Origin of the sequence: Vibrio sp. D54 (genome assembly GCF_021728075.1) — a bacterium.
In the GTDB taxonomy this organism is placed as follows: domain Bacteria; phylum Pseudomonadota; class Gammaproteobacteria; order Enterobacterales; family Vibrionaceae; genus Vibrio; species Vibrio alginolyticus.
Genome location: NZ_JAKKCS010000008.1, coordinates 20,088 through 45,941, shown reverse-complemented (window position 1 = coordinate 45,941; position 25,854 = coordinate 20,088). Strand labels below are relative to the sequence as shown.

Annotated in this window: 19 protein-coding genes, 4 tRNA genes and 1 other RNA gene; 14 read left to right on the top strand and 10 right to left on the bottom strand. The window is 43.4% G+C overall.

Annotated features, from left to right (window positions below; genetic code table 11):
* Positions 1–48: 48 nt before the first annotated feature.
* Positions 49–1,923: an MFS transporter gene (locus tag L3V37_RS12465; protein ID WP_005384269.1), complete on the bottom strand. Its 1,875-nt coding sequence runs from the start codon at positions 1,921–1,923 to the stop codon at positions 49–51.
* A gap of 13 nt (positions 1,924–1,936) precedes the next feature.
* Positions 1,937–2,527 carry a TetR/AcrR family transcriptional regulator gene (locus L3V37_RS12460; RefSeq protein ID WP_005382308.1) on the bottom strand — a complete coding sequence of 197 codons (591 nt, stop codon included), beginning with the start codon at positions 2,525–2,527 and terminating at the stop codon, positions 1,937–1,939.
* A gap of 392 nt (positions 2,528–2,919) precedes the next feature.
* On the opposite strand from L3V37_RS12460, the gene L3V37_RS12455 reads away from it, so the two are divergent.
* Positions 2,920–3,792, top strand: a complete 873-nt coding sequence (locus tag L3V37_RS12455) for a Tim44 domain-containing protein (RefSeq protein ID WP_005384268.1) — start codon at positions 2,920–2,922, stop codon at positions 3,790–3,792.
* A gap of 589 nt (positions 3,793–4,381) precedes the next feature.
* Here the strand turns inward: L3V37_RS12455 and L3V37_RS12450 are convergent.
* The 4 genes from L3V37_RS12450 to L3V37_RS12435 form a co-directional block, all read right to left on the bottom strand.
* Positions 4,382–4,466 (bottom strand) — tRNA-Tyr (locus tag L3V37_RS12450).
* An 84-nt stretch (positions 4,467–4,550) separates the two neighbouring features.
* A tRNA-Tyr gene (locus L3V37_RS12445) sits at positions 4,551–4,635 on the bottom strand.
* Positions 4,636–4,720: 85 nt separating this feature from the next.
* Positions 4,721–4,805, bottom strand: a tRNA-Tyr gene (locus L3V37_RS12440).
* Positions 4,806–4,889: 84 nt separating this feature from the next.
* A tRNA-Tyr gene (locus L3V37_RS12435) sits at positions 4,890–4,974 on the bottom strand.
* A gap of 284 nt (positions 4,975–5,258) precedes the next feature.
* On the opposite strand from L3V37_RS12435, the gene L3V37_RS12430 reads away from it, so the two are divergent.
* The 3 genes from L3V37_RS12430 to L3V37_RS12420 all read left to right on the top strand — a co-directional run bounded on the left by L3V37_RS12430 (position 5,259) and on the right by L3V37_RS12420 (position 9,885).
* On the top strand, positions 5,259–6,353 hold the full coding sequence (locus L3V37_RS12430) for an efflux RND transporter periplasmic adaptor subunit (protein WP_237306415.1): 1,095 nt from the start codon (positions 5,259–5,261) through the stop codon (positions 6,351–6,353).
* On the top strand, positions 6,353–9,466 hold the full coding sequence (vmeF, locus tag L3V37_RS12425) for a multidrug efflux RND transporter permease subunit VmeF (protein ID WP_237306413.1): 3,114 nt from the start codon (positions 6,353–6,355) through the stop codon (positions 9,464–9,466). Before L3V37_RS12430 ends, vmeF begins: the two co-directional genes overlap by 1 nt.
* 221 nt (positions 9,467–9,687) lie before the next feature.
* Positions 9,688–9,885, top strand: coding sequence for a type II secretion system protein (locus L3V37_RS12420; protein WP_031781369.1), 198 nt, complete (start codon positions 9,688–9,690; stop codon positions 9,883–9,885).
* A 90-nt stretch (positions 9,886–9,975) separates the two neighbouring features.
* On the opposite strand, the gene L3V37_RS12415 is transcribed toward L3V37_RS12420, so the two are convergent.
* Positions 9,976–10,551 (bottom strand): porin family protein, encoded by a 576-nt coding sequence (locus L3V37_RS12415; protein WP_213966479.1) that lies wholly within the window; start codon positions 10,549–10,551, stop codon positions 9,976–9,978.
* 214 nt (positions 10,552–10,765) lie between these two features.
* Between L3V37_RS12415 and L3V37_RS12410 the strand changes: the two genes are divergently transcribed.
* A complete protein-coding gene (locus L3V37_RS12410) occupies positions 10,766–11,083 on the top strand; it encodes a DUF1244 domain-containing protein (RefSeq protein ID WP_005378586.1) in 318 nt (105 codons plus the stop codon).
* 61 nt (positions 11,084–11,144) lie between these two features.
* On the opposite strand, the gene L3V37_RS12405 is transcribed toward L3V37_RS12410, so the two are convergent.
* Positions 11,145–12,239, bottom strand: a complete 1,095-nt coding sequence (locus tag L3V37_RS12405; RefSeq protein ID WP_005389952.1) for a PLP-dependent cysteine synthase family protein — start codon at positions 12,237–12,239, stop codon at positions 11,145–11,147.
* A 138-nt stretch (positions 12,240–12,377) separates the two neighbouring features.
* On the opposite strand from L3V37_RS12405, the gene L3V37_RS12400 reads away from it, so the two are divergent.
* Together L3V37_RS12400 and L3V37_RS12395 are read left to right on the top strand one after the other, a co-directional pair.
* Positions 12,378–12,842: an Lrp/AsnC family transcriptional regulator gene (locus L3V37_RS12400; protein WP_267135812.1), complete on the top strand. Its 465-nt coding sequence runs from the start codon at positions 12,378–12,380 to the stop codon at positions 12,840–12,842.
* Between the two features lie 456 nt (positions 12,843–13,298).
* The gene (locus L3V37_RS12395) at positions 13,299–16,340 is read left to right on the top strand and encodes a cadherin repeat domain-containing protein (protein ID WP_237306411.1); all 3,042 of its coding nucleotides are present in this window, start codon (positions 13,299–13,301) and stop codon (positions 16,338–16,340) included.
* A 68-nt stretch (positions 16,341–16,408) separates the two neighbouring features.
* On the opposite strand, the gene tesB is transcribed toward L3V37_RS12395, so the two are convergent.
* Entirely contained in the window at positions 16,409–17,269 is an 861-nt protein-coding gene (gene tesB, locus L3V37_RS12390) for an acyl-CoA thioesterase II (RefSeq protein WP_005378575.1), read from the bottom strand.
* A gap of 240 nt (positions 17,270–17,509) precedes the next feature.
* Here tesB and L3V37_RS12385 point away from each other — a divergent pair, with 240 nt between their 5' ends.
* Positions 17,510–17,944: a YbaY family lipoprotein gene (locus L3V37_RS12385; protein WP_130546601.1), complete on the top strand. Its 435-nt coding sequence runs from the start codon at positions 17,510–17,512 to the stop codon at positions 17,942–17,944.
* 30 nt (positions 17,945–17,974) lie between these two features.
* Here the strand turns inward: L3V37_RS12385 and L3V37_RS12380 are convergent, their stop codons facing one another.
* Entirely contained in the window at positions 17,975–18,277 is a 303-nt protein-coding gene (locus tag L3V37_RS12380) for a DNA base-flipping protein (RefSeq protein WP_005378570.1), read from the bottom strand.
* 257 nt (positions 18,278–18,534) lie between these two features.
* Between L3V37_RS12380 and L3V37_RS12375 the strand changes: the two genes are divergently transcribed.
* The 6 genes from L3V37_RS12375 (at position 18,535) to L3V37_RS12350 (ending at position 25,761) form a co-directional block, all read left to right on the top strand.
* Positions 18,535–19,278 (top strand): hypothetical protein, encoded by a 744-nt coding sequence (locus L3V37_RS12375; protein ID WP_005389942.1) that lies wholly within the window; start codon positions 18,535–18,537, stop codon positions 19,276–19,278.
* 152 nt (positions 19,279–19,430) lie between these two features.
* On the top strand, positions 19,431–21,434 hold the full coding sequence (locus L3V37_RS12370; RefSeq protein WP_237306410.1) for a GGDEF domain-containing protein: 2,004 nt from the start codon (positions 19,431–19,433) through the stop codon (positions 21,432–21,434).
* Between the two features lie 137 nt (positions 21,435–21,571).
* An RNA gene (gene ffs, locus L3V37_RS12365) (signal recognition particle sRNA small type) lies at positions 21,572–21,668 on the top strand.
* 212 nt (positions 21,669–21,880) lie between these two features.
* On the top strand, positions 21,881–22,615 hold the full coding sequence (locus L3V37_RS12360) for an RNA methyltransferase (RefSeq protein ID WP_237306409.1): 735 nt from the start codon (positions 21,881–21,883) through the stop codon (positions 22,613–22,615).
* 247 nt (positions 22,616–22,862) lie between these two features.
* On the top strand, positions 22,863–23,282 hold the full coding sequence (locus tag L3V37_RS12355; RefSeq protein WP_005378483.1) for a CBS domain-containing protein: 420 nt from the start codon (positions 22,863–22,865) through the stop codon (positions 23,280–23,282).
* 172 nt (positions 23,283–23,454) lie between these two features.
* Entirely contained in the window at positions 23,455–25,761 is a 2,307-nt protein-coding gene (locus L3V37_RS12350) for a zinc/cadmium/mercury/lead-transporting ATPase (RefSeq protein WP_237306408.1), read from the top strand.
* Positions 25,762–25,854 lie beyond the last annotated feature (93 nt).

Genomic DNA, 25,854 nt, shown 5'->3' with positions numbered 1-25,854 from the left:
TGATTTGAACACATGTTCAGTTATCCTAAACATGTGTTCAAGTGTATTTTATCGCCAGTCGCCTCTGAGTTGATGCACTTTATCGAACATTGTTTTTGCCGTTGCCTCATTTGGTGGCACCGGTTGTCCTGCTTCAATTTCTAGCTTTGACCAAAATCGAGTCGGTAAGCCACAGCATGCGCGACCTTTTGCGCGGCTGAAATAGCTTCCCCATAAGCCTTTAAGTGCAACAGGTATGACAGGTACTGGGCTACGACGTAGAATGATATCAATACCGCGCATGAATTCATTCATTTCACCATCTGAAGTTAATCTTCCTTCAGGGAAAATACAGACGATATGACCTTCGCTTAGCGCGGCTTCCACATCGTTAAATGCACGTCTGATAGAGCTTCTGTTACTCGCTGAAATTGGAATTACCCCAGTTCGACGTAAAAAGCGCCTTAATGGAGGTAGGTTGGCGTAATCTTCCTCCATCACAAAACGAATCAACCTTGGGCATACCGCACTAAGTAGCAATGCATCCATGTAGCTTACATGATTACATACAATCAATGCCCCACCATGCTCGGGTAGGTTGTGTAGATTCTTATGCTTAACTCGATAGATGGTGTGCGTAAGCATCCACATGACAAAGCGAACTACAAAAATAGGAATTTGCAAAAAGATGTAAGCGGCAACTAAGAAATTTAAAATGGCTAACAATGCAAACAGTTGAGGAATTGTCATCTTGATTACACTTAGGCACACAATACCTAAGACAGCGCTGCCGACCATAAACAGAGAGTTAAAGATGTTGAGCCCTGCGATGACTTGAGCACGTTCGGTTTCCTTTGCTCGATGCTGCATTAATGCGTAAAGAGGCACGATAAACAAACCGCCCGAAGCGCCAATCATCAATAGGTAGAAAAATAATGGCCAAAAAGGCTCATATCTAAAGAAGTCTACAAAGTTATGGAAAGTAGGTAGATCATTGGGAATGGAAGTGGCCATTAGGTACCCAAATACCGTAATGCCAAAGGCACCAATTGGCACAATACCGACTTCGATACGATGGTTTGAGATCCAATTGCAAAGTAGCGACCCTAGCGCGATACCAATGGAAAATAGAGCGAGCAAGAAAGACACCGCACTCTCGGTGCCATTTAGGTAAATCTTAGTGAAATTCGGGAATTGTGTTAGATATGCGGCGCCTAAAAACCAAAACCAGCTTATTGCCATTATGCATTGAAAAACAACTCGATCGGATTTGGCGATAGAGAGCGTGTGTTTGGTTTGCTTGTATGGTTGCCAACGAAAAGAGAGATTGGGCGCGCTGGCTGCAGCAAAGGGGATTGAGCGGCTCGACAAGTAGCCTAACAATGCGAAGATCACGACACAAAATGCGGCAAGGTATTTTGCGTTGTCTGCAGAGGCTATAATCCCAGCGCCTAAGGTGCCAATAAGGATGGCGATAAAGGTACCAGCTTCAACAAGAGCGTTGCCGGGCACTAACTCTTTAGCATTTAACTTTTGAGGCAAAAGGGCATATTTAACTGGGCCAAAAAATGCTGACTGTGTGCCCATTAAAAACAGTAGCAATAAAAGCACACCATAACTTTCGGTTATGAATCCGATGGCACCCAACAGCATGATGGCTATTTCAAATAGTTTGACCTTACGAATAAACCATGACTTTTCATATTTGTCGGCTAATACGCCAGCGGAAGCAGAGAACAGAAAGAACGGTAGAATGAACAAGCCTGCCGCAAGGTTGATGAACAAATTGCTCGAAATAGGCAGTGCACTGGAGCCAGCGAATGCGACAAACAACAGCAAAACGTTTTTAAAAATATTGTCGTTGAAAGCGCCAAAAAACTGAGTAATGAAATAGGGCAGGAATTTTCTCTGCGTAAGTAAGGACGGTTGTCTGTCGGATGACATGTATAATCCTTTGTTACCAGTTCGTGAGGTAGTTGGAAAGAAGATTACTGATCAACTCTTTGCCATCAATCGGTTCACTAGAGAAAAACTTATCATCGACACTGAGTAAAGTAATGCCATGTACGCCAGACCAAAGGACTCGACTCGCTTGAATCACTTCGGATTCAGTACGATGTGGTGCGATTTGAGCCAATAGTGACTCTAGCATTCCCGTCATACCATCGATACGTTTGGCATGCCATTCCGGAAGTTCTGCTCCATTCATGTTGTGTTCGAACACTAACTGCCAACGGTATGGGTGTTTTTGAGCAAAATCGTGGTAGCAATAAGCGAGTTCAAAAAGCGCTTGATGGGAGTCTTTGCTGTCATTAGTCGCTTTGCGTGCTTCTTGAGATAACTCATCTAAAGTTTGAGCGACAACATGAAGCAACAACAAATTATAATTACCAAAAACATTTACCAATGTGCTTGGCACGTAACCAATCATGTTAGCGATTTTACGAAGACTGAGTTCGTGGTAAGAATTCTCATCTAAAAAGTTTTTGACCGTTGTTAAGGTCAAATTCACTAACTCTTCTCGGGTGTGATCGTTTCTGCGCGCCATACTCTCAAACTACTTTATTGAACATCGTTCAATATGATAGTCAGCTACCTATTAACCGTCAACAAGGCAATGTGTCCAAGTGCCCTCAAGGTGTAGGATTCTGAGCTGTGTCACTGATTCTAATTCAAGTAAAACAATCTGGAGTATTAGTGAACTTATTCCATACTTTTTTTACATTGATCAAGCGCCTTCAGGTGAATTGTAAGCAGTGTGAGCAGTCTGCATTTTTGGCAATATTCTGATACATGTCAGCTTCTATAAGCTATTTTCATCAATCGGTATACAGAGTATGATGACTTAAAAATCATCTTTGGCGTGCTACTGTTTGAAACAACGATTGTTTCGTCTTGAAAATGGGGCACTATCTTAGATAGCTAACTTTAAGGATAACGATGAAACGTTTATTTTCTATTGTTGCTTTGTTGATGTTTACCGTTGCTGTAACGCCTATCGCGGAAGCGAAGAAGTTTGGTGGCAGTAAGTCTTTCGGTAAGAGCTACAAAACCGCACCAGCACCGAAACAACAGCAACAAAACACCAATACGGTCGGCAAAGATCAGACGACAAAGTCTTCAAGTAAGAAAGGCCTTATGGGTGGTCTGCTAGGCGGACTTCTTGCTGGTGGTCTACTTGCTGCATTCTTTGGCGGTGCTTTTGAAGGTATCCAGTTTATGGATATCCTAATTATTGGTTTGATTGCCTTTGTCATCTTTAAACTAATGCGCGGTATGCTAGGTGCGAAGCAGGGCAGTATGAACCAGCATCGTCAACAGCCTGCATTTGGTGGCAACGCATCTAAGTTTGAGCAACCAAACATGCAAAACTTTGAGCAACAACCAAACACAAATAATGGTGGCTTTGGTGGTTTTGGCGCTCAAACAGACGTACCACATAACTACCCACCGGGTTTTGACCAAGCAGCGTTCATTAATGGTTCTCGTGAACACTATCGAATCCTGCAAGGTGCGTGGAATCACAACCAGCTAGAAACTATTGAAGAATATGTTTCTCCAAGCTTGTTTGAAGACCTAAAAGCAGAGCGCGCGAAGCTCGACGGTGAGCAGCATACTGACGTAATGTACGTTGATGCGGAGATCGTCCGTGCTGATTACGATGCAAATAAAGCACAGCTTAGTCTGCAGTTTAGCGGTCGTTACCGTGACACAGTAGAAGGTGTTGAAGAAGAAATCGAAGATATCTGGCACCTAGAGCGTGACTTGACTGCGCCTAATGCGCCATGGTTAATCGTTGGTATTCAAGGCTAGTCACCTTTAAACCAATTTAGTCACTAGTAAAAATCCCGCATCCCCTGCGGGATTTTTTGTATCTATCATTTATATTTCTTGTACGTGTTTTTATACAAACATCACTAATTGAGTCCGTTTGGTAATTTTGCGAGCCCACTTTTTCTAGTAAGTCCTCAAGTGTTTTCCTATTTATATTGAACATTCATATTAAGGCCATACGAACTAACAAAATCAAAATAGCTAGTACATTGTTTGTAGGGTAAAGATCTGCTCCTCAGCCTTTTGTTTGTGGAGTTTCACATGGGGTTGGTTGCTTTAGTGAGATTGAGTATAGGTTATACCAATCGTAGTAAATAACTGGTCATTCTAGCTTGTTAAAATACTCGATAACTGCGTTGCAATTTTTGATTGTAGAATAACTACTTATCAAAAAATTACGCCTTGTTCTCAAGCATTTTCCCTACGTTATTTCTGATCACTTATTTACTGTGATAGGTATTCAATCGAGAAGAGTTTCGGTTAGGAGTGAAAGGTTCGTTGTAGTAGGACTATGCTATCAAGATCCTGAAACGAAAAAAGCCAGCTCAATGAGCTGGCTTCTTCAATATGGTGGAGGGGGACGGATTCGAACCATCGAAGGCAGTGCCGGCAGATTTACAGTCTGCTCCCTTTGGCCACTCGGGAACCCCTCCAGGGTGTTTTATACTTAAAAGTTAGTTTCCCAACCTAGCTTTCAAGTTGTTCTCACGTTTAAAGGAAAAACATAAGAAAGAATATGGTGGAGGGGGACGGATTCGAACCATCGAAGGCAGTGCCGGCAGATTTACAGTCTGCTCCCTTTGGCCACTCGGGAACCCCTCCAGGGTATTTTTATACTTAAAAGTTAGTTTCCCAACCTAGCTTCCAAGTTGTTCTCATGTTTAAAGGAAAAACATAAGAAAGAATATGGTGGAGGGGGACGGATTCGAACCATCGAAGGCAGTGCCGGCAGATTTACAGTCTGCTCCCTTTGGCCACTCGGGAACCCCTCCAGGGTGTTTTATACTTAAAAGTTAGTTTCCCAACCTAGCTTTCAAGTTGTTCTCACGTTTAAAGGAAAAACATAAGAAAGAATATGGTGGAGGGGGACGGATTCGAACCATCGAAGGCAGTGCCGGCAGATTTACAGTCTGCTCCCTTTGGCCACTCGGGAACCCCTCCAGAGGATTTTTATACTTAGTAAGATGTTTTCCCAACTCATCTCCCAAGTGCGGAGCGAATCATAGCAAACTCGCTCAGGCTGTAAAGCGTTTTTCTTACGTTTTTACGTTGAATGCTGTCTTTTTGGGCAAAGATGGTAGAAAGTCAGCGTTTTGTTTGTCCTTTGAACAGAAGAGAGGCGCGCTTTTTACTTGAATTTACACTACTTGACGTTAAACACCGTATCTACTGATAAACTGTAAGCAGTTTAATGACATAAGTTTATTCGTTTAGAAGTCAATATCATGAGCATGAAAGCCACGTTATCGTTATCTGTTTTAACGCTTTCTATATTACTGAGTTCTCCATCGGTTTCCGCTGCGATGCGAGGAGGATCAGCGGTTACCGTTGTGACTGAACAAGTAGAAACGCACGAGATCAATCAATCCTTAACTCTTATCGGCAAATTAAAGGCAGCGGAGTCTGTGGTTGTCGCATCGGAAGTCGCCGGCAAAGTGAATCAAATCGCTGTTAAAGCGAATCAAAATGTCCAGCAAGACCAGCTATTAATTAAGTTAGATGACGATAAGGCTCAAGCCGCTTTGATTGAGGCAAAGGCGTACCTTAAAGATGAACAGCGTAAGTTAAAAGAGTTCCAACGTTTGGTTAAGCGGAATGCGATTACTCAAACTGAAATCGATGCACAAAAAGCCAGTGTTGAAATAGCACAAGCGAGGCTTGATGCTGCTCAAGCCAATTTAGCTGACCTCCATATTACTGCCCCATTTTCTGGCACTGTTGGTTTTATCGATTTTAGCCGCGGCAAAATGGTCAGTGCGGGTACTGAACTTTTGACGTTGGATGATCTTTCCGTCATGGAACTGGATTTACAAGTACCGGAGCGCTATTTATCGATGCTTTCTATTGGTATGGAAGTCATTGCTAAAACCAGTGCATGGGGTAGTCAGACCTTTACTGGTCAAGTCACAGGTATTGATACGCGTATCAGCGCCGAAACACTGAATCTTCGCGTGCGTATTGAGTTTGATAACCCAGAAAATCAATTGAAGCCAGGCATGTTGATGAACGCTTCACTAGCATTTCCTGCTATTAAGGCGCCAATCATTCCTGTTCAAGCACTTGAATACTCCGGAACTAAACGTTTTGTATATGTAATTGATGAAAATAACAAAGCTACTCGTCAAGAAGTGTCGCTAGGTGCTCGTGTTGGTAACGAGGTGGTGATCGAATCTGGTGTTGAGATTGGTGACAAGATTGTGGTTCAAGGCATTGTTAACATGCGTGATGGTGTTGAAGTGAAAGAAATTGTCGCGCCACTAAAAGCGAACACCACGGATGTGACACGCAATGACAGTGAATCGGATGAGGAAGAAAACTAATGTTACTGTCCGACGTTTCAGTTAAACGCCCTGTCGCGGCGTTAGTTCTGAGCATGCTGTTGTGTGTGTTTGGCTTTGTGTCATTCACCAAATTAGCCGTTCGTGAAATGCCTGATATAGAAAGCCCAGTCGTTTCTATCAGTACGCGTTATGAGGGTGCATCTGCGACTATTATTGAAAGCCAAATTACCTCCGTTTTGGAAGACCAGCTTTCTGGGATCAGTGGAGTTGATGAAATTAGCTCCACTACTCGTAACAGCATGTCGCGTATCACGATCACGTTTGAATTAGGTTACGATCTCAACACAGGTGTGAGCGACGTGCGTGATGCTGTGGCTCGTGCTCAGCGCTCGCTACCTGATGAAGCGGATGACCCTATTGTTTATAAGAACAATGGCTCGGGAGAGGCGTCGCTCTACATCAATCTCAGTTCTGCAGAGATGGACCGTACTCAATTAACCGATTATGCCGAACGTGTATTGATGGACCGCTTTAGCCTGATCTCTGGGGTTAGCTCCATTGATCTCTCCGGTGGTTTGTACAAGGTCATGTACGTGAAGCTTAAGCCAGAACTAATGGCTGGACGTTCAGTTACAGCTTCGGACATTACATCAGCTTTGCGAAGTGAGAACCTAGAAAGCCCAGGTGGTGAAGTTCGCAACGACTCAACGGTAATGTCCGTGCGTACGGCTCGTACTTATAACACGCCTGAAGATTTTCAATATCTTGTCATTAAACGCGCAAGCGACAATACACCTATCTATTTAAAAGATGTAGCAGATGTCTTCATTGGTGCAGAAAACGAAAACTCAACCTTCAAAAGTGATGGTGTAGTAAACATCAGTCTTGGTGTGGTACCGCAGTCAGACGCAAACCCGTTAGAGGTTGCGAAGCTGGTTAGGTCTGAAGTCGATAACATCCAGAAGTTCTTACCAGAAGGTACACGCCTTGCGATAGATTACGACGCGACAGTATTTATCGAGCGTTCAATCGAAGAGGTGTACAGCACGCTATTTATCACGGGCGGCTTGGTGATTTTGGTGTTGTACATTTTCATCGGCCAAGCGCGTGCAACCTTAATTCCTGCGGTTACGGTGCCTGTTTCTCTGATTTCTTCGTTCATTGCCGCGTACTACTTTGGGTTTTCTATCAACTTGATCACCTTGATGGCGTTGATATTATCGATTGGTTTGGTGGTGGATGACGCAATTGTGGTTGTAGAGAATATCTTCCACCATATTGAACGCGGTGAATCGCCATTACTCGCCGCATATAAAGGCACCAGAGAGGTTGGTTTTGCTGTTATAGCAACAACATTAGTGCTGGTGATGGTGTTCTTACCGATCTCCTTTATGGATGGCATGGTAGGTCTACTATTTACAGAGTTTTCTGTATTGCTGGCTATGTCTGTCATATTCTCCTCTTTGATTGCCCTGACTCTGACTCCTGTATTAGGTAGTCAGATTTTGAAAGCGAATGTAAAACCAAATCGATTCAATGAAGCGGTTGATCGCTTGTTTAGCAAGCTTGAGAGTGGTTATCGCGCATTATTGAAAGGCACATTGAAAGTACGTTGGGCTGCTCCGCTGGTGATTCTAGCTTGTTTGGGCGGTAGCTATTTCTTGATGAATCAGGTACCGGCCCAACTGACCCCACAAGAAGATCGCGGTGTGATATTTGCGTTTGTGCGCGGTGCAGATGCTACGTCGTACAATCGTATGTCAGCCAATATGGATATTGTCGAAGACCGATTGATGCCATTACTAGGGCAAGGTTATCTGAAGTCATTCAGCATCCAAACGCCAGCGTTTGGTGGCCAGGCAGGAGACCAGACAGGCTTTGTGATCATGATTCTAGAAGATTGGAACGAACGTGATATCACGGCTCAGCAAGCCCTTAACAAAGTACGGAAAGAATTGGCAGGTATCCCAGATGTTCGAGTGTTCCCATTTATGCCAGGTTTCCAAGGTGGTTCGAGTGAGCCAGTTCAGTTCGTATTAGGCGGCTCTGATTACGATGAGCTCGTTGTTTGGGCTGAAATGCTAAAGAACAAAGCAGAAGAATCACCAATGATGGAAGGAGCAGAGATAGATTACTCGGAAAAAACGCCTGAGTTATTGGTTACAGTTGACCGACAGCGTGCCGCAGAGCTAGGAGTCAGTGTTAAAGACATTTCTGACACCCTAGAAATCATGCTCGGTGGTAAAAGCGAAACGACTTATGTTGAGCGTGGCGAAGAGTACGATGTGTATCTTCGCGGTGATGAAAATAGCTTTAATAATGCTGCAGATTTAAGTCAGATTTATCTGCGCACGAATAGCGGTCAGCTAGTGACGTTAGATGCGGTCACAAAAATTGAAGAAGTGGCGGCCTCTATTCGTCTTTCTCACTACAACAAACAGAAGTCCATCACTATTACTGCCAACCTGTCGGAAGGTTATACATTAGGAGATGCGCTGAATTACCTAGACCAGGAAGCCATCGACAACTTACCGGGTGACATTTCGGTGAGTTATTCGGGGGAGTCGAAAGACTTTAAAGAGAACCAAGCGAGTGTTGCTGTTGTGTTTGCATTGGCACTGCTAGTGGCGTATCTCGTGTTGGCGGCTCAGTTTGAAAGCTTCGTAAACCCGTTAGTGGTCATGTTTACGGTGCCGATGGGTGTATTTGGTGGCTTTCTTGGTTTGGTTATTATGGGCCAAGGTATGAACATTTATAGTCAGATCGGCATGATCATGTTGATTGGTATGGTGACGAAAAACGGTATTTTGATCGTAGAATTTGCCAATCAGCTACGTGATCGTGGCGTTGAGTTTGAAAAAGCGATCATTGATGCTGCCGCGCGTCGTCTACGTCCAATCTTGATGACTGCGTTTACCACACTTGCTGGCGCAATTCCGTTGATAGTATCGACAGGGGCGGGTTATGAGAGCCGTATTGCCGTGGGTACGGTAATCTTTTTCGGGATGGGGTTTGCGACATTGGTGACCTTGTTTGTTATCCCGGCAATGTACCGATTGATTTCGGCGAAAACACAAGCCCCAGGTCATGTAGAAGCAGAGTTAAACAAAGCAATTAGCCATGATACGAAGGGCCGTGTTGCCCACCCCTAGCAGTAGCACGTAAAGCTTTGATTGAAAACGCCGGGCAATTTTTGTTCGGTGTTTTTTTATATAGATAGTGATTAATTATAGATTTAATGATTATTTTTGTTTATTATTTCGCCACTTCTTCGAGGGGCACAGGACTCGCTCATCGTTTTGACTGAATGTTGGGTCTTGTTAGGTTTAATGCTAGGAAAGCAGCCTATGCCTATTATTATTGAGGTGTTTCCTTGAAAAAAGTACGTGGTAGTTACATGGTCGAAATGGTTTTAGTTGCAGGTGTTATGGCGTTGCTAGCAACTACCGCACTTCCAACGTTGACGAATGCATTAAAAGATCGTCAAGATGGTATTTTGCATTCTCTCGATGCTGGTCAACCAAGCAACCATGTGAACAAAGAGGCAACAGAAACGTTCTCTGTTCAGTAAGTGACGACATACTATAGAATCTAAAAGAAGCCGAGGCAAAACACTCGGCTTCTTTGTTTTTCAATTATGGAAACTTGGTGCTATCTAATGTTAGAAGCGTTTACCTAGGCTGATTTGTACACCTTCGTAGCTGTCGTAAAAATCTTCAAAACCCATATCCGCGACATTATAAATGTACTCTGCGCGTAACCAGATATCTGTACTCATATCCCAATGGACACCAGCACCGATGTTGAATAGTGCGCCTGAGTCATCTGTGACTTTTTGTTCGTTTGGTACGTACATTTCGGCTTGAGTGCCAAGCGCTGTTACGCGACCGAATAGTGATAGTGGCGTATCGCCTAAGTCATCACTCGTTACAACAGCAGACATACCTGCTTGGTAATAGTGAAGATCTAAGTCAGTTTTTAGAGCATCGTTCTTAAGTTCATTTTGTGAATAGCGCAGAACCCCTTCAAACGCGAGGTATTGGTTTACATGGTAACCCCAGCCAACTGTGATATGTGGTGTTGACCACTCATTGTCTCTATCCGAGCCGAAATACGGTGTATCAAAACCAACGTTACCACTACCCAGATAAAAATAAGATTGATGAGCTTGTTCTTGAGCAGCTAAAGTTGGCACGCTAATGGTCAAGGCAGACAATAATAGAATGGCGTTTTTCATAACTAGACGATAACCTTGGTAAAAGACCGTTGTAATGATTTGTTTAAATGTTAATTTAATCAATAGGATGGATGGTAATTATCATATCAGCTTTTATCAAAGGTAGTGATTTTTGAATGGGAATTGTTGCGCTAAAGCATACTTCTTACTCATGACTACCGACTAACTAGATATGGTGACGAAAGCTAGTCAAATAAGAGAAAAGGAAAGGAAAGTGGCTGAATTCAAATATAAAAACTTGACTCAAGAAGAACAAGATAAGTTAGACGCGGCGACATTTCGCCGTTTATTGGCGCATTTAGATGCCAACAAAGACGTACAAAACATCGATCTGATGATCCTTGCGGGCTTCTGTCGCAACTGCTTTAGCAAATGGTATAAATCTGAGGCTGAAAATCTCGGTTTGGATTTAGATATTGATGACGCTCGCGAACGTGTTTACGGCATGACTTACGATGAATGGAAACAAAATCATCAACCAGCGGCAACGCCAGAACAATTGGCTGCGTTTGAAGCGCGCCAGAAAAAGTAAAACCCAGCGATAAAAACAGCCCGCATGAAGTTGGGCTGTTTTTTAAAGTCCAGTTTGCACGTTAAGCGTTAGTTGAGCCGCAACAAGCTGGCTCAACGCAACCTTTTGCTTGAATGACTTCGAGTTGAGCTAAGTAAGGTTGAATATCGCCGATGTTCTCTTTTACCCATGTTAAGTCATAATACGTATCTAGGTAACGCTCTCCAGAATCACATAGAAGCGTCACGATAGAACCCTTCTCACCGCGTTGTTTCATCTCACAAGCCAATTGCAGCACACCGTAAAGATTGGTGCCTGTTGATGCGCCGACTTTACGCCCAATCAGCTGAGATACCCAATGGGCAGTTGCCACACTGGCTGCGTCTGGAATTTTGCGCATTTCATCAATGACACCAGCAATAAAGCTTGGTTCGACACGTGGTCGCCCGATACCTTCAATTTTGCTGCCAGTATCACCTTTTAATGAGTGATTTCCTGACTGGAAAGCGTCGTAAAACACTGAGTTTTCAGGGTCTACCACGCAAAGCTTGGTGTCGTATTTTTGGTAACGAATAAAACGGCCAATGGTTGCTGATGTGCCGCCTGTTCCAGGACTCATCACTACCCAGCTAGGAATCGGGTGATCTTCTAACTCCATTTGGCTAAAGATAGAGTTCGCGATGTTGTTGTTACCGCGCCAGTCAGTAGCACGTTCAGCATAAGTAAACTGGTCCATGTAGTGACCATTTAGCTCTTGAGCCAAGCGTCGAGACTCGTCATAAATCTGATCTGATCGTTCAACAAGGTGCGCTTTACCACCGTAAAACTCAATTTGTTCAATCTTTTTACGTGCAGTGGTTTTCGGCATGACGGCAATGAACGGTAAGCCAAGTAAACGCGCAAAATACGCTTCCGAAACGGCAGTGCTGCCTGAGGACGCCTCGATTACAGTGGTTTCAGGACCAATCCATCCATTACAAATAGCGTAAAGAAATAATGAGCGCGCCAATCGATGCTTAAGAGAGCCTGTTGGATGCGTGCTCTCATCTTTTAGGTAGATATCGATACCATCAAGAGAAGGCAGTTCAAGTTTAAATAAATGAGTATCAGCAGAACGTTGAAAGTCTGCTTCAATTTTACGCACTGCATTGTTGATCCAGTTGTGGTCAGTACACATGGCGTCTCTCCTTGGAAATCGATAGATAAGCATTAGATGGGAATAATTTACCTATAATGCGAGAGAAAAACTTTGCTATAGTTGCCGGTAATGACTATTTTGATAGAAAAGTTTTCTACACTTCGTGGGTTTTATAGGATGATTTTGGATCGGGTCGATAAACAGCTGCTTGCGTTGTTACAAACCGACAGCACCTTGTCATTAAATGAGTTAGCAGAGCAGGTAAATCTGACAACGACGCCATGTTGGAAGCGTTTGAAAAGGTTGGAAGAAGAGGGCTACATCGAAAAACGCGTGGCGTTGTTAAGTGCAGAAAAGCTCGAGCTATCTTTCATTGCATTTGTTCAGTTAAAAACGATTGATCATTCCGAAGGTTGGTATCACCATTTTGTTACAACTGTGAGTGACTTTCCTGAGGTAATGGAGTTTTATCGTATGGCTGGCGAGTATGACTACATGATGAAAGTACTAGTCAAAGATATGAAGTGTTTTGACGAATTCTATAAGCGGTTAGTTAATAGCGTAAAAGGGCTATCTAATGTGACTTCAACATTTGCTATGGAGTCCATTAAATACACAACAGAGTTACCAATCCTAAAATAACTCGCCCTATAAGAATTCTATCTAATGTTAATTCTACCTTTTAGTATTTTAAATGTTAAAAGGTAGTTTGATTATGCTTTTAAAACTATTTCCTACCAGATTTTTATAAATATAAACGATATTTATTCTCTCTTCTATTTTTCATTAACCATTTGTTTTTGCAGTCCATTAATCCTATACATCATAATGAAAGAAAAAATAACGCAATTTTTTCTCTTTATTTTTCATGTTTTATTTTATTGAATATTAATTTTTACTAAATTAATGGAAGAGTTTGATTTAAACGTTTGCTTTTTGTGTTTTTATGTAATTTGGTCGCTATTTTTGAGTATTTATTTTTAGGATTAATACAGTAGCAATTACTTAAGTAATAAAGTACTCAAAAATGGGGATAGTGATTAATAAAACATCGTATTATTATCGCCCCATCTTGTATGTAACAAAGTATTACTAAAAATGAACAGAAATTACTATTTGCTTTTTCTCGCAGCTTTACTCGCTGGCTGTGGCGGTGGGGGAGACTCTAAGCCGAACAATACGAAGACACCAACTACGGTAACAAAGCAGAACCGTCCGCAATTAAAAGTGGAAGACACGGTGTTGAAGTTTGAAGGAGTGGGAACGGTTACTGAAGCAAAACTGAGCAATGTACATGGGTCGGTATCTTACCAAGTCATTGATTCTAATCCGCCAAATGTCGTGAAAATTAATGACTCAGGAATACTACAAATTCTGCGCCCAGGAACGGCGACTATTCTTGCTACAGATAGTAGCTCTGCTTATGAATCTTCTGAAGCAAGATTTTCTGTGACTGTAGAGCGAGGCATCAATACTGAACTTTCAGTGAGTGATCTGAATTTCAATGCGATTGAGTCAGAAGGAAAAGCGTTGATCGTCCGTGGCCAAAAAGGCGAACTGAGTTATGAGGTAGAAAGTGGTCATAACTTGATTCGTGTTGATGAGAACGGGTCGGTATATTCATTAGGTTCAGTTGGTCAGGCATCGGTGCTGATTACTGATTCAGGTAACGACTTTTACTTGCCGAAACAAGTTCGCGCTACGGTTAAACTGCATGCAGTAGTTCCGGGGCCATTACAGTTCGCTTTGCTTGAAGACGAGTATCGAGAAGGGTTGACGTTAGAACCAGTGCGTCTAGATAAAGCTCAAACGCAACGTATTTCTTACAAAATCATAAATAGCGTACCAGACAGCAAGGTGGCCGAGTTGCTAGACCCTGAAACGGGTTTGCTTCTTGTTCATAATGTTGGTCGATTAACGGTTGAAGCGACTGCAACTTACAGCGACGCGTTTCTGGATAAACAGCAAACAGCGCAATTTTTTGTGGATATAAAACAAGGCAAGCGTCAAGAAATCAGCGCAGCGGATATCGTCACAACTTATGAGGAAGGTGGACGAATTTTCCCTAAGGTGACGAACGCCTACGGTGACTATGAGCTGAGAATCATTCGTGGTGAAGACGTTGTCGCTAAAACTGAAAATGGTGAAGCATTACTGATCAAAGGTGTTGGTGCTGCTGAAGTGGAAATTTACGAGCATGACATGCGTAATTATCCTGCAAGCAAAACTCGTTTTGATCTTGAAGTTAATCGCGCGCCTCATCCCGTTATAAAAGACATTGAAATGCCGCTTACCTATCAACCAAATCTTTCAATCCCTCTGGCGTTTAAAGGGCAAAAAGGTAACGTAAATCTAGTTAGCAGCTTACCTAATGGCTTACGAATGACTGACGGCAAGTTGAAGGTAGTGACTGCGGGTGAGTACGACCTTAAGTTTGAAGACGATGGTGGGGAGTTCTACCAACCTATTCAATTTAATGTCGTCATTAAAGTTGCAAAGGCTGAAGGCCAACCCATGGCAACGCACGATTATGACGTTGTATACAGCAACAAATACAGTTTTGATCTTCACCGTGATTTTGGTTTGAGTGCTGACGAGCAAATTGAGATTGTAGATAACACCGCACCAGATGTTGTCGGTGGTTTTAGTGAAGGACGTCTCCATGTGTATAAAGCGGGTAAAGCGACGTTAACTGTGCGCAGAAAAGAGAGCGCGAATTATACCGTTGGTCCTGATCAAAAAGTCTACGTGACAATTCTGAGTGCGCCGAGTCGAATTGAAGTTCAATCCGATGTGGAAGAGATTTGGAAGGTTGACCAAACATTTCTTGCGCCGGAAATCTCTGGTGTGGTCGGGGAGCTTACTTATCGATTTGAAGACAACGCAGCAACAGATGTGGTTTCCTTAAACAACCAAACGGGTGCCATGAAAATTCTCAACGCGGGTAGCACAAAAATTATTGTTTCGGATGCGGGGGACGATAAAGTTAATCCGGGTGAAAGCAGTTTCTTGGTCACGATTAAACAAGGCACAAACCCTGTATCGGTTACTTACCCAACGGTAGAATTCTCCGCTGGTAGTGTTATCTCACCAGTGATGAGTGGTGGGACTGCGAAGGCAAGTTACCGCCTTATTAACCAAAAAGATCCTGTGGTCGAGTTAGTTTCCCCTGATACGGGGCGCTTGAAGATTTTACACGCAGGCGAGTACCAAGTAGAGGTAACCCTCACTGGGCGCAACTACAAAGCTAAAACAATCGTCGTAAATGGCACTATTAACAAAGCGAATCACCCTGGTTTAAGTGCTTCTACAATGAAGGTGGAATTTGAACCATTTAAAAAGGTTAAGCTAGATTTTGGTACACCAATAGGAAAACGCAGCTATCAAATATCCAGCTCAACAATTAAAGGAGTCGCTTCATTAGATGTTGATAAGGAAGAGCTGACGTTACTTGACCTCCCACCAGTAAAAAGACGTTGGATTTCTCTCGACGTTTCGGAAGGAGAATCTCGAGATTACAAAGCGTTGGAAAGTAAGAAAGTCCAGCTGTATCTAAGCTTTGCAGATGAAGGTGTTGCGGATCAATATACATTGCTTGAAACTGAACAAACAGTATTGTTTAGCACGCTAAATGCACGTGAGTTTTCTAACTTAGAAGAAAGTGAGTTTGGTTTGATGAACGTTCGTTCAGTGCGTGAGCCAACGGACGAAGAATTGAAATTATACGGCAAAGGTAAGATTGCACTACTTGCATTCAAGCCGGTGGGTAACGATGACCAAACTCTAATAAAAGCTGCGTGGGTACATGTGGCTCGATTTGATGGATGTACATCAGAACTGTTCGAAGATGATCTCAAGCCTTTTGAAGCAATTGACTACGATGACCCAGGGTACTGCACCAACGGCAGCACGATTCGTATGACTCGGTTCTTAATAATTGATGACTCGAAGATGGAAAAGGTAGAGTATGAGTTAGTAGCACCTGTGATTACTTACCGTCGTGGGGTTCGTGAATTTTTAGCAACGAATAAAGGTGGATTCTATGCCGACCCAAATGTCATTTACGGGAAAGGCGAATATGGTTACCCGAAATCACTTTACGAATGGTCGGTTGTTAACATGAAGTATCAACCAAATTAATCATCGTTTGATACCCATTAAAAAAGGAGTGCGGAACAGCACTCCTTTTTTCGTCTGGCGAACACGAGCTATTTCGTGTAACGCATCACCCCTTCTTGCACGGCGGTCGCCACTAAGTGACCTTGCTGGTTGTATATTTCGCCACGGACCAACCCACGAGTATTGCTCGCCGTTGGGCTCTCTATCGCATATAGAAGCCATTCATCCATCTTAAACGGACGATGGAACCAGATAGAGTGGTCAATGGTGGCCACTTGAAAGTTAGGCGTCATTAATGAGACTTCATGTGGATGCATTGCTGTCACAAGGAATCCCCAATCGGATGCGTAGGCCAGAAGGTACTGATGAATTAGCTGATTCTCTGGCATTTCACCATTAGCACGAATCCAAAGGTACTGTTTGGGTTCTGCTTTTTTGGGCTTCAAAGGGTTGATAACCGTAACGGGGCGAGTTTCGATTGGCTTTTCCCCGCAAAATGTTTTGCGTAAGCGTTTGGGTAGAAATTCTGCAATATGGCTTGCGAGCTCACTCTCTGAGGCAAAGTTTTCTGGACCAGGGATATCTGGCATTTCTTTTTGATGATCAAACCCAGGTTGATCGCCATGGTAGGATGCGGTTAGGTAAAAAATAGGGCGTCCATTTTGAATTGCCTTTACGCGTCTAGTGCTAAAGCTACGGCCATCTCTCAGATTTTCTACGTCATAAATAATAGGTTTTTCTGGATCGCCAGGGTACAAAAAATAGCTATGGAAGGAGTGTACCGTGCGTGTTTCTTCAACGGTGTAGCGCGCAGCAGAAAGTGCTTGCCCAATTACTTGACCGCCATAAACTTGAGGCAAACCTAGGTTTTCACTTTGGCCACGAAACAAGCCTTCTTCTAATTTTTCGAGTTGTAGTAGGCTGAGCAATTCTCGTAGTGGTTTACTCATTGTGTCTCCTCACCGTTGTCTTTCATTCCAAGTTACCTCAACAGCCTCACTCTTGTGAAGTGGCATAGTTAAGAACTATTGAGTAACTTAGAAATAGTATTGTTCCAATTATGAAACAAAATCAATTGTTTGATAAATTCTAACTCAGTCAAACTATTGTCAAATAAAGTGACAGGAAGCAGACAGTTTTATATTCCACACCTATAATTGCTTCGGTTTAATGCTCTTTTCGAGGAATATATGAAAAAAACACTACTACTTGTTACTTCTCTACTCTTTGGGGCTGCGTTAGTGGGTTGCCAAACTTCTCAAAATACAGAAATGGAATCTACAGAGGCGTCAATGAAGACGATTACAGGTACAGTGGCTTATCGCGAGCGGATTGCCTTGCCACCAAACGCAGTGGTTACTATTGCGTTAGAAGATGTGTCCTTGGCGGATGCGCCAGCAAAAGTGTTGGCGAAACAGACATTCGAAACAGAAGGTAAGCAAGTTCCTCTTTCTTTTGAGTTGAGTTACGATAGCAATGAAATCAAACCAAACCATCGTTACAGCGTTCGTGCTCGCATTGAGGTAGATGGAAAGCTGCGTTTTATCAGCGACACACATAACGGTGTTATTACAGATGACGCACAAACTCACCAGTTAGATATTCGTCTAGTTGGCACACGTTAATACGACGTAGTGAGAACAAAAAATGGCAGCTTAAGGCTGCCATTTGTATTTTTTAAGTGAAGTTTTGCCAACTTCCGATACTTCAATCCCTTCTGCTTCTAATTTCTTTTTTTGTCGCTCTAAGTCTCTGCCTTTTAAAGATATTTTTCCTTGGCTATTTACCACTCTAAACCAGGGGAGTTTACTGCCTTCTGGTAAGTTGCCCAGTGCTTTACCAACATGTCTCGCATAGCCCGGATAACCGGCCATTTTTGCAATTTCCCCATAGGTGGAGACTTTTCCTTTTGGAATTTGGTGAATTACAGCAAAGATTTGCGCTAAAAATTGGTCCATACTCAAAAGTGTCTATTTTGGATTACTAAGGAATGGTAAACCATTGGACTTGTATATTGCTAACGGTTCTTAACCCTTGTGTTGCCAGCGACTCACTTTGAAGAATTACATTTTCTGTTCTTTAGTGTCGTTGGTTGATGAGCCTTAAACAGCATGAAGCAAACGCAAGCTAAGCTTGAATCTAGACCCTCTCAACGACTTTCAATCCCAGTTTTTGCCGTTGAGTTACCAAGTAGGTGGGGAAGCCAGGAGGCGCTATGATTTTATCGACACTTCAATTTTTCGTTACGACCTTACTCGCTGTTGTCTGCGTTCGGGCGATGAGTTTGAGCGAGGGTGACATTCCCGTTCTTGCACTTATGATCCCCGCGCTGTGGGTTCTGCCACAAGGTGGGTTCGCTGGCCTAGTATTACTGGGCGCGATGATGGCTTTTGGTGCGACACTCTCAATGCAGCCAATTGCTTTGTCGGTTGGTGTTCTGATCCTTTTCCCACTTTTAATGGTGGTATTTTCTCGTAGAAGCTCTTTAGGTGTGTTGCTCACCGCTGGTCTTATTGTACTTACACTGCAAGTTGGTCTTATGGTCACACAGCAAGGCGGTAAGCTGGATGGGTCTGCTTGGGTTACAGTGGTTCAAACCATTGCGGTTATGGCGATGTGGTGGTCGGCTGCGCATTGGACGCCATCCAATAAACACAGCTGGTGGCCGTTGTTTTTGTTGCTCCCATTGTGGATTGCAGGCCTACCATACGCCGTTCTTATGGCGTTAAGTTTGACGGGAATGTTAGCGTCAATGGAAGCACTTGCGAAGCTTCAACATACCATTCGTTGGAGCAAATTATTATGTTGGACATTGCCGACTGTGGGTTTTGCCGCTTTAGTCGTCAGCCCGACCACGGATGTGCCAAACCCTGTTTTCGTGGTTTGGATCTGTTTGTTAGGGACGGCTTGGATGACTGACTATATTTTACGTAGTAGCGATGAACAGGCTGAATTATGAATTTTTAGTCAGGTAAAAAGTGACATGTGCGGCAGAGTATCGAATTGGTTGTGGAACAAAATGGAGATTAGTATATGTTCTTCATTTCATATTTACTACACTTCCAATAATAATAACCACAATATAAGTGGTTGATTTAAGATAAGTTTGTCATGACAACTTTTGCTCGAACACTGTTGCTTTTTGCATGTTGCCTCTTGAGTTTGAATGTAAAAGCCGAAGCCCCTTTAATTGCTCATTATAAAGTCGCGACTGAAGCGGATGATGTCGTCACTCGTGTTCTTTTCAATGCTGCTTCAAAGGAGTTTGGCTTTACCGTTCAATACGTGAACTACTCCAGCTTTGATGCCATTCTAAATTCAGTAGCGAATGGGGAAGCGGACTTTGCTGCGAATATCACTTACACACAAGAACGTGCTCAACGTTTTAGTTATTCCCGCCCAACAAATATCGAATATACTTACCTCTTTGGTTTAAAAGATTCGACGTTGAGTGACATTTCGCGTGTTGGCGTCCCCAAAGATACAGTTTATGCCCAATTACTTAAACAATACTACCCTGAGCTAGAACAGATCTCTTATCAAGGTCACGAACAAGCAGTGACACTGCTACGTTCAGGTGCTGTGGATGGCGTTGTCGATGCCATTAACCAGCTCAAGCCGATGCTGATGGAGGGGTTTGACGCCAAGATGCTCAATGATCAGATTTCGATAAAGCCCGTATCCATCATCAGTAAAAAAGATCATCATCTTGAAGAGTTGGACACGTTCGCTACGTTTATTCACGGGGAAGCGGTGCAAAAGCAGCTTCGCGAAGAAATTTCCCAGTATCAATTTGAATTAAGGCGAGCAGCGTTGCGTGATTCTATTCGTTTATTACCCCTTGATTTTAATGAACCAATACGGATTAAGCTCGAATCTATCTTTCCATATGTTGTATACAACGCAGATGGTAGTGTCGAAGGGATGACGGCTGATGTAGTCCTGAGAAGCTGTGAGATCTTGGCTTTAAACTGCTTGATCATTAGTGAGCCTGGTGAAAGCTGGGGTTCTATGTACCATGAGTTTATCCAAGGTAATTTCGAAATTTTGGCGCCGTTAACGGTCAGCCGTGAGCGGCGCGCATTTAGCTACTTTCCAAAGCCCCATTACGCGCCAGCATCGGTGATGGTCAAGCGTTTAGGTTACAAGCCGAGCACATACTCTCATGTTTCACAGTTGATATCTGAGCGGATTGGCGTAGTTAAGGATGACTTTTTCGATCAAATGATGACGCAACTGTTACCGCTAAAAGAACTCAAACGTTATCGTACCCAACAAGAGCTCATTCAGGGGCTACTAAATGAAGAAGTCGATTACATTCCGATGGATACGGCGATGCTCAATCATTTTTTACGTCTCAGTGAATTGGTTCCGATAGAGCAGGATACCGCTATTGGTGAGTTTTATGAGTCACAACTCTCTGTTGGATTGGTCGCGAATGAAAAAGGAGCCATGCTTGCGCCTTTCTTCAGTCGAGCGATAGCGATGTTAGAAGTTGATAAGATCATTGCTCAGTACGATGTACGCCCAGATTGGCGTACCGCACTTGAATATGAGATTCGATTAGCGACGCAAACACAAGCTGTGTTTATCTTTGTATTATTGTTTGCTATTTGTGTTTCGCTTTATCTTTACCGTCAATCGAACACTGACAACTTAACAGGGTTAAGGAATCGTCGTGCGTTGCAAGTAAAGTATCGAAAAGGAGTAAACAAAGATCTATCCATACTTTACTTAGACATTAATCATTTCAAACGAATCAATGACACTTATGGTCATCGCGCTGGGGACGAAGTTTTACAACTACTGGCGCTAAAAATTCATTATGTCTGGTCGGGAAGATGTTATCGAATTGGAGGGGATGAGTTCATATTGCTGGGTTATCCAACGCAAGCCGAGTTAACTAGAGCAATGAGAGAGCTCAGTAGAATCGATGTGAAAGGCAAATTATGTAGTGATTTGGAGTCTATAAGTATCTCTATTGGTTTCTCTGCAAAAAGGGAACGGCACATGAGCTTAGAGCAAGCGATGCATTTGGCTGATGAAGACATGTACATGAGTAAGCAGTCCTCACGGCACGACTCCTCTTATCGTGACTGCACGGTTTCATCATAAAGGAATGAATTGATCGAGTTTTGTTCAAACGGTAATGAAATGATGAAATTCAAGGTTTTTGCTCTTGCATTATGAGAGCTGATACTGAATAATCGCCCCATCGATTGAGGCAAGACCTCTCGAAAAGAATTATGGGGCTCTGGTCCTCTCGCAACAATAGCTCGTGAACTCGGTCAGGTCCGGAAGGAAGCAGCCGCAGCGTGTGACTTGTGTGCCGGGATGTGGCTGGGGTCCCACCCTTTGAAAGCCCTGCGTTATCGCAGGGCTTTTTTCGTTTTTGAACTTTCTTTTATTTTGGCTACGCTTGGTGTTCAACGTCTTCTGATGATCAAGCTTCTTGAGGTTATTTAGGTATAATTTATAATCTCATCCGCTCGATACCGAACTGTCGTGAAGATTGTTTAGGGTACGCTCGCCGAATAACCATTTTCACCTGGGATACTTTAATGATTTCAAAAAACCAATTAAAACTGCTTCGTGCTTTAGGTCAAAAGAAACAGCGTAAAGCGCATGGCTTATTCCTAGTTCAGGGTGAAAAGAACGTACTAGAGTTAGCAAGTAGTTCATTGAAGGTGAAGCAGGTTTTTGCAACAGCGGCATTTCTCGAACAAAATGCTGGTACGCTAAATCGTTTTGATTGTGTTGAAGCATCGCTTGATGAATTGACCAAAGCGAGCACGCTTGTGAGCAATAATGCGGCCATTGCTGTGGTTGAAATTCCGAGTGTAAAAGAGCCTCAAGCGAAAGGCTTGATGATTGCGCTAGATGGTGTATCCGACCCTGGTAATCTAGGTACGATTATTCGTGTTGCAGACTGGTATGGCATCAAGCACATTATTGCGAGTACAGATTGTGCTGATCCTTATAATCCTAAAACGATCAGTGCGACTATGGGCAGCTTTGGCCGCGTACAAGTGAGTTTGGTGGATTTGCCAAGTTACTTGGAACACGCCAAATTGCCAGTATATGGCGCGTTTTTGGAAGGAGAGAGCGTTCATAAAACGGATTTCGCTGCTGAAGGTATTTTGTTGATGGGCAGCGAATCTCATGGTGTGCGCGAAGCCGCAGAAAAATTCGTGACAGATAAGATCACGATTCCGGCGTTTGGCGGTGCCGAATCACTGAATGTCGCGATGGCGACTGGCATTATTTTAGACAACATGCGCCGCCAACATAGCTAATGCAACAATTACTTAATAACAAAGCCAGTCAATTTGACTGGCTTTGTTATATTTATTGCCTAGAAAAATCAGCCTGGCTGAATCTTGCGTTTAACGAAATACAGTGAATGTTGCTCGGTGAGTTAATTTTGTTTTAGTTCAATAGGCTGTGCCTATAAATAAAATTACTCCTTTCCATTTAGTAAAATCAGGAAATTAGGCGACACTTATCTAAAGGCCGCAATAAAATGCCCTTAAGGAGATAAGAATGCATTCATTAAAAGTAAAAGATTACATGACGTTGCAAGCGGTGACTTTCACGAAAGATATGTCACTTTCGGCAGCTTTAAACAAAGTAATGCAAAGTGTCACACTAGGTGGCCCTGTCATTGATGAAAATGAAAAAGTGGTTGGGTTTTTATCGGAGCAAGACTTATTAGATAAGTTGGTGAAAGCAAGTTATCACTGCCAAGATACACATACGGTACAAGAGTGTATGCATGATGATGTCTTATCTGTTTCTCCAGAAATGTCAGTAATTGAACTGGCTGACATGATGAAAGTTGGAAAGCCGAAAATGTATCCAGTGGTGGATGGCAAAGGTAAGTTGGTTGGTGTTATCACAAGAAGAGACGTGCTGCGTGCCATCGGAATGACATTAAATGAGTGTTTTAAGCATCCCGTTTAACCTCTCTGTTTAAATTTTACGGAATATTGCTTTTAAACTGGTTTGGAAAGACGCTTCGGCGTCTTTTTTATTTTCTATCGCCGAACTGTACAAATTTATCTTGACCTTGGAGCTTACTCTAAGGTTTATCCTTAGCAATAGGTAAATCACCGATACCAATAAGGAAAAAATTATGTGTACAAAACATCAAGGTTGCCAATCTAGCAAAATCAAAACTGCGGTGCCGCTTGGTGCAAGCGAGTCATGCTGTGCGCCAGTAAAGTCTTCGCTCAATATCTCTCAGGCCAGTGTTGATGTTTCTGAAAGCTCTTGCTGTAGTGGAGGAGGCTGCAGCGTTGACACAGGCGAGGAAGACGATCCCACAAGGGAGAGTAATTCCTCCGTTCGGAACGCTTGGCTTGTGTCAGGTATGGATTGCCCATCTTGTGCGCAAAAGCTTGAGAAAGCCATTACGTCTTTACAAGGCGTCAGCCAAGCCAAGGTCTTGTTTGCAACAGAAAAACTGGTCGTCGATTTTGATGATCGAGAGCTGATAGCTACGATAGAGCAGACAGCCCAAAAAACGGGTTTTCCGCTCTCTTCACTGGATGCTCCAAAACCAAGCACTACAAAGAAAGGCTGGCTTGGCGTCATAAGAGACAACATCCAAATTCTCTCGATTGCTAGTGCAATGGCTACTGCGGCAGTAATTTCTAAGATCGACCCTCAAATAAGCGCTTGGTTATTCACTTTGACGTGTTTACTTGGTTTATACCCAATCGCGCTCAAAGCATTTAAGTTGGCGCGTAGCGGTACGCCTTTTGCGATTGAAACGTTAATGAGTGTAGCGGCGCTCGGCGCTTTATATTTAGGTGAAACCGCCGAAGCCGCAATGGTGTTATTGCTTTTCCTTATTGGTGAAAAGTTAGAAGCATATGCATCATCTCGCGCGCGAAGCGGTGTCCAGGCGTTAATGGACTTAGTCCCAGAAAATTCAATTTTAATTATTGATGGTGAACGCAAAGAAGTACCAGCTGCGCAGCTTAAACCAGGGGATATCATAGAAGTCGCACCCGGAGGTCGTTTGCCTGCCGACGGTGTTTTGCAAGATGCGCTTGCTAGTTTTGACGAAAGTGCGTTAACGGGAGAATCTGTTCCCGTTGAACATCAAACCGGTGGCAAAGTGATGGCCGGGGCTGTGGTTGTCGATAAAGTGGTTCGTTTACAGGTGACTTCCCGTCAGGGCGAGAATGCGATAGACCGAATTCTTCATTTGATTGAAGAAGCCGAATCTCGTAAGGCACCATTAGAACGCTTTCTTGATAAATTTAGCCGTTGGTATACGCCGCTAATGATGCTGGTGTCTCTGATGGTTATCGTTACGCCGCCATTACTATTTGCCCAACCGTGGGAAACGTGGATCTATCGAGGACTCGCCCTTCTGTTGATTGCTTGTCCATGTGCATTAGTAATTTCAACGCCGGCGGCGATCACTTCTGGCTTGGCGGCAGCTGCTAAGCGGGGCGCATTGATCAAAGGTGGTGCGGCGCTTGAGTTGCTTGGCAAGGTTGAGTCTGTCGCATTTGATAAAACTGGGACACTGACGCAAGGTAAACCAGAAGTGACTGACGTCTTTGCTTTTGATATGGATGAAGACAAGTTACTTAGCCTAACTGCGTCAATCGAGGTTGGTTCAAGTCATCCTCTAGCGGTTTCTTTGGTTACCAAAGTGCAAGAGCAGGGGCTTACTATTCCTGAAGCGTTGGATAAAACCGCGCAAGTAGGCTCTGGTGTCACTGGTTACGTCGATGGAAAAATGGTCCAAGTGGTCACGCCTTCAAAGGCAGACTTTCCACTTTCTCAGGAAGCCAAAGAGCAAGTGGTTACGTTGGAACAACAAGGTAAAACGGTTGTCATTGTTCGTTACGATGACGAGGTCATTGGCGTGATCGCATGGCAAGATACATTGCGCTCAGATGCCCAGCAAGCTATCGCAATGTTGAAGGAACTTGGGGTCACGTCGGTGATGCTAACGGGTGACAACCCGAGAAGTGCAGAAGCAATGGCAAATAGAATAGGCTTGGATTATAAAGCGAGTTTGTTACCTGCAGACAAGGTGCATTACGTCGAGAAGCTATCACAACAACATACCGTTGCGATGGTGGGAGACGGTATCAATGATGCTCCAGCCATGAAAGCTTCGAGTATCGGCATTGCGATGGGAGGAGGTACGGATGTTGCGCTCGAGACAGCTGATGCGGCGTTAACACACAACCGTTTGATTGAGCTACCTGCCATGATAGAACTGTCGCGTGCGACGCTAAGTAACATTCGTCAGAATGTCGCGTTAGCGCTAGGTTTGAAAGGTGTATTCTTAGTGACAAGTTTACTTGGTGTTACTGGGTTGTGGGTTGCTGTATTAGCCGACAGTGGTGCAACAGCACTGGTGACATTGAATGCGTTGAGATTACTTCGTTTTGAGTCCAAGCAGATTAAATAACTGACCTAACCATTGATCCCACTCATTAATAGCCCGAGGCATTCGTGTATCGGGCTTTTTTTAACCGTATTCACCTGATGCGATCAGACGTTT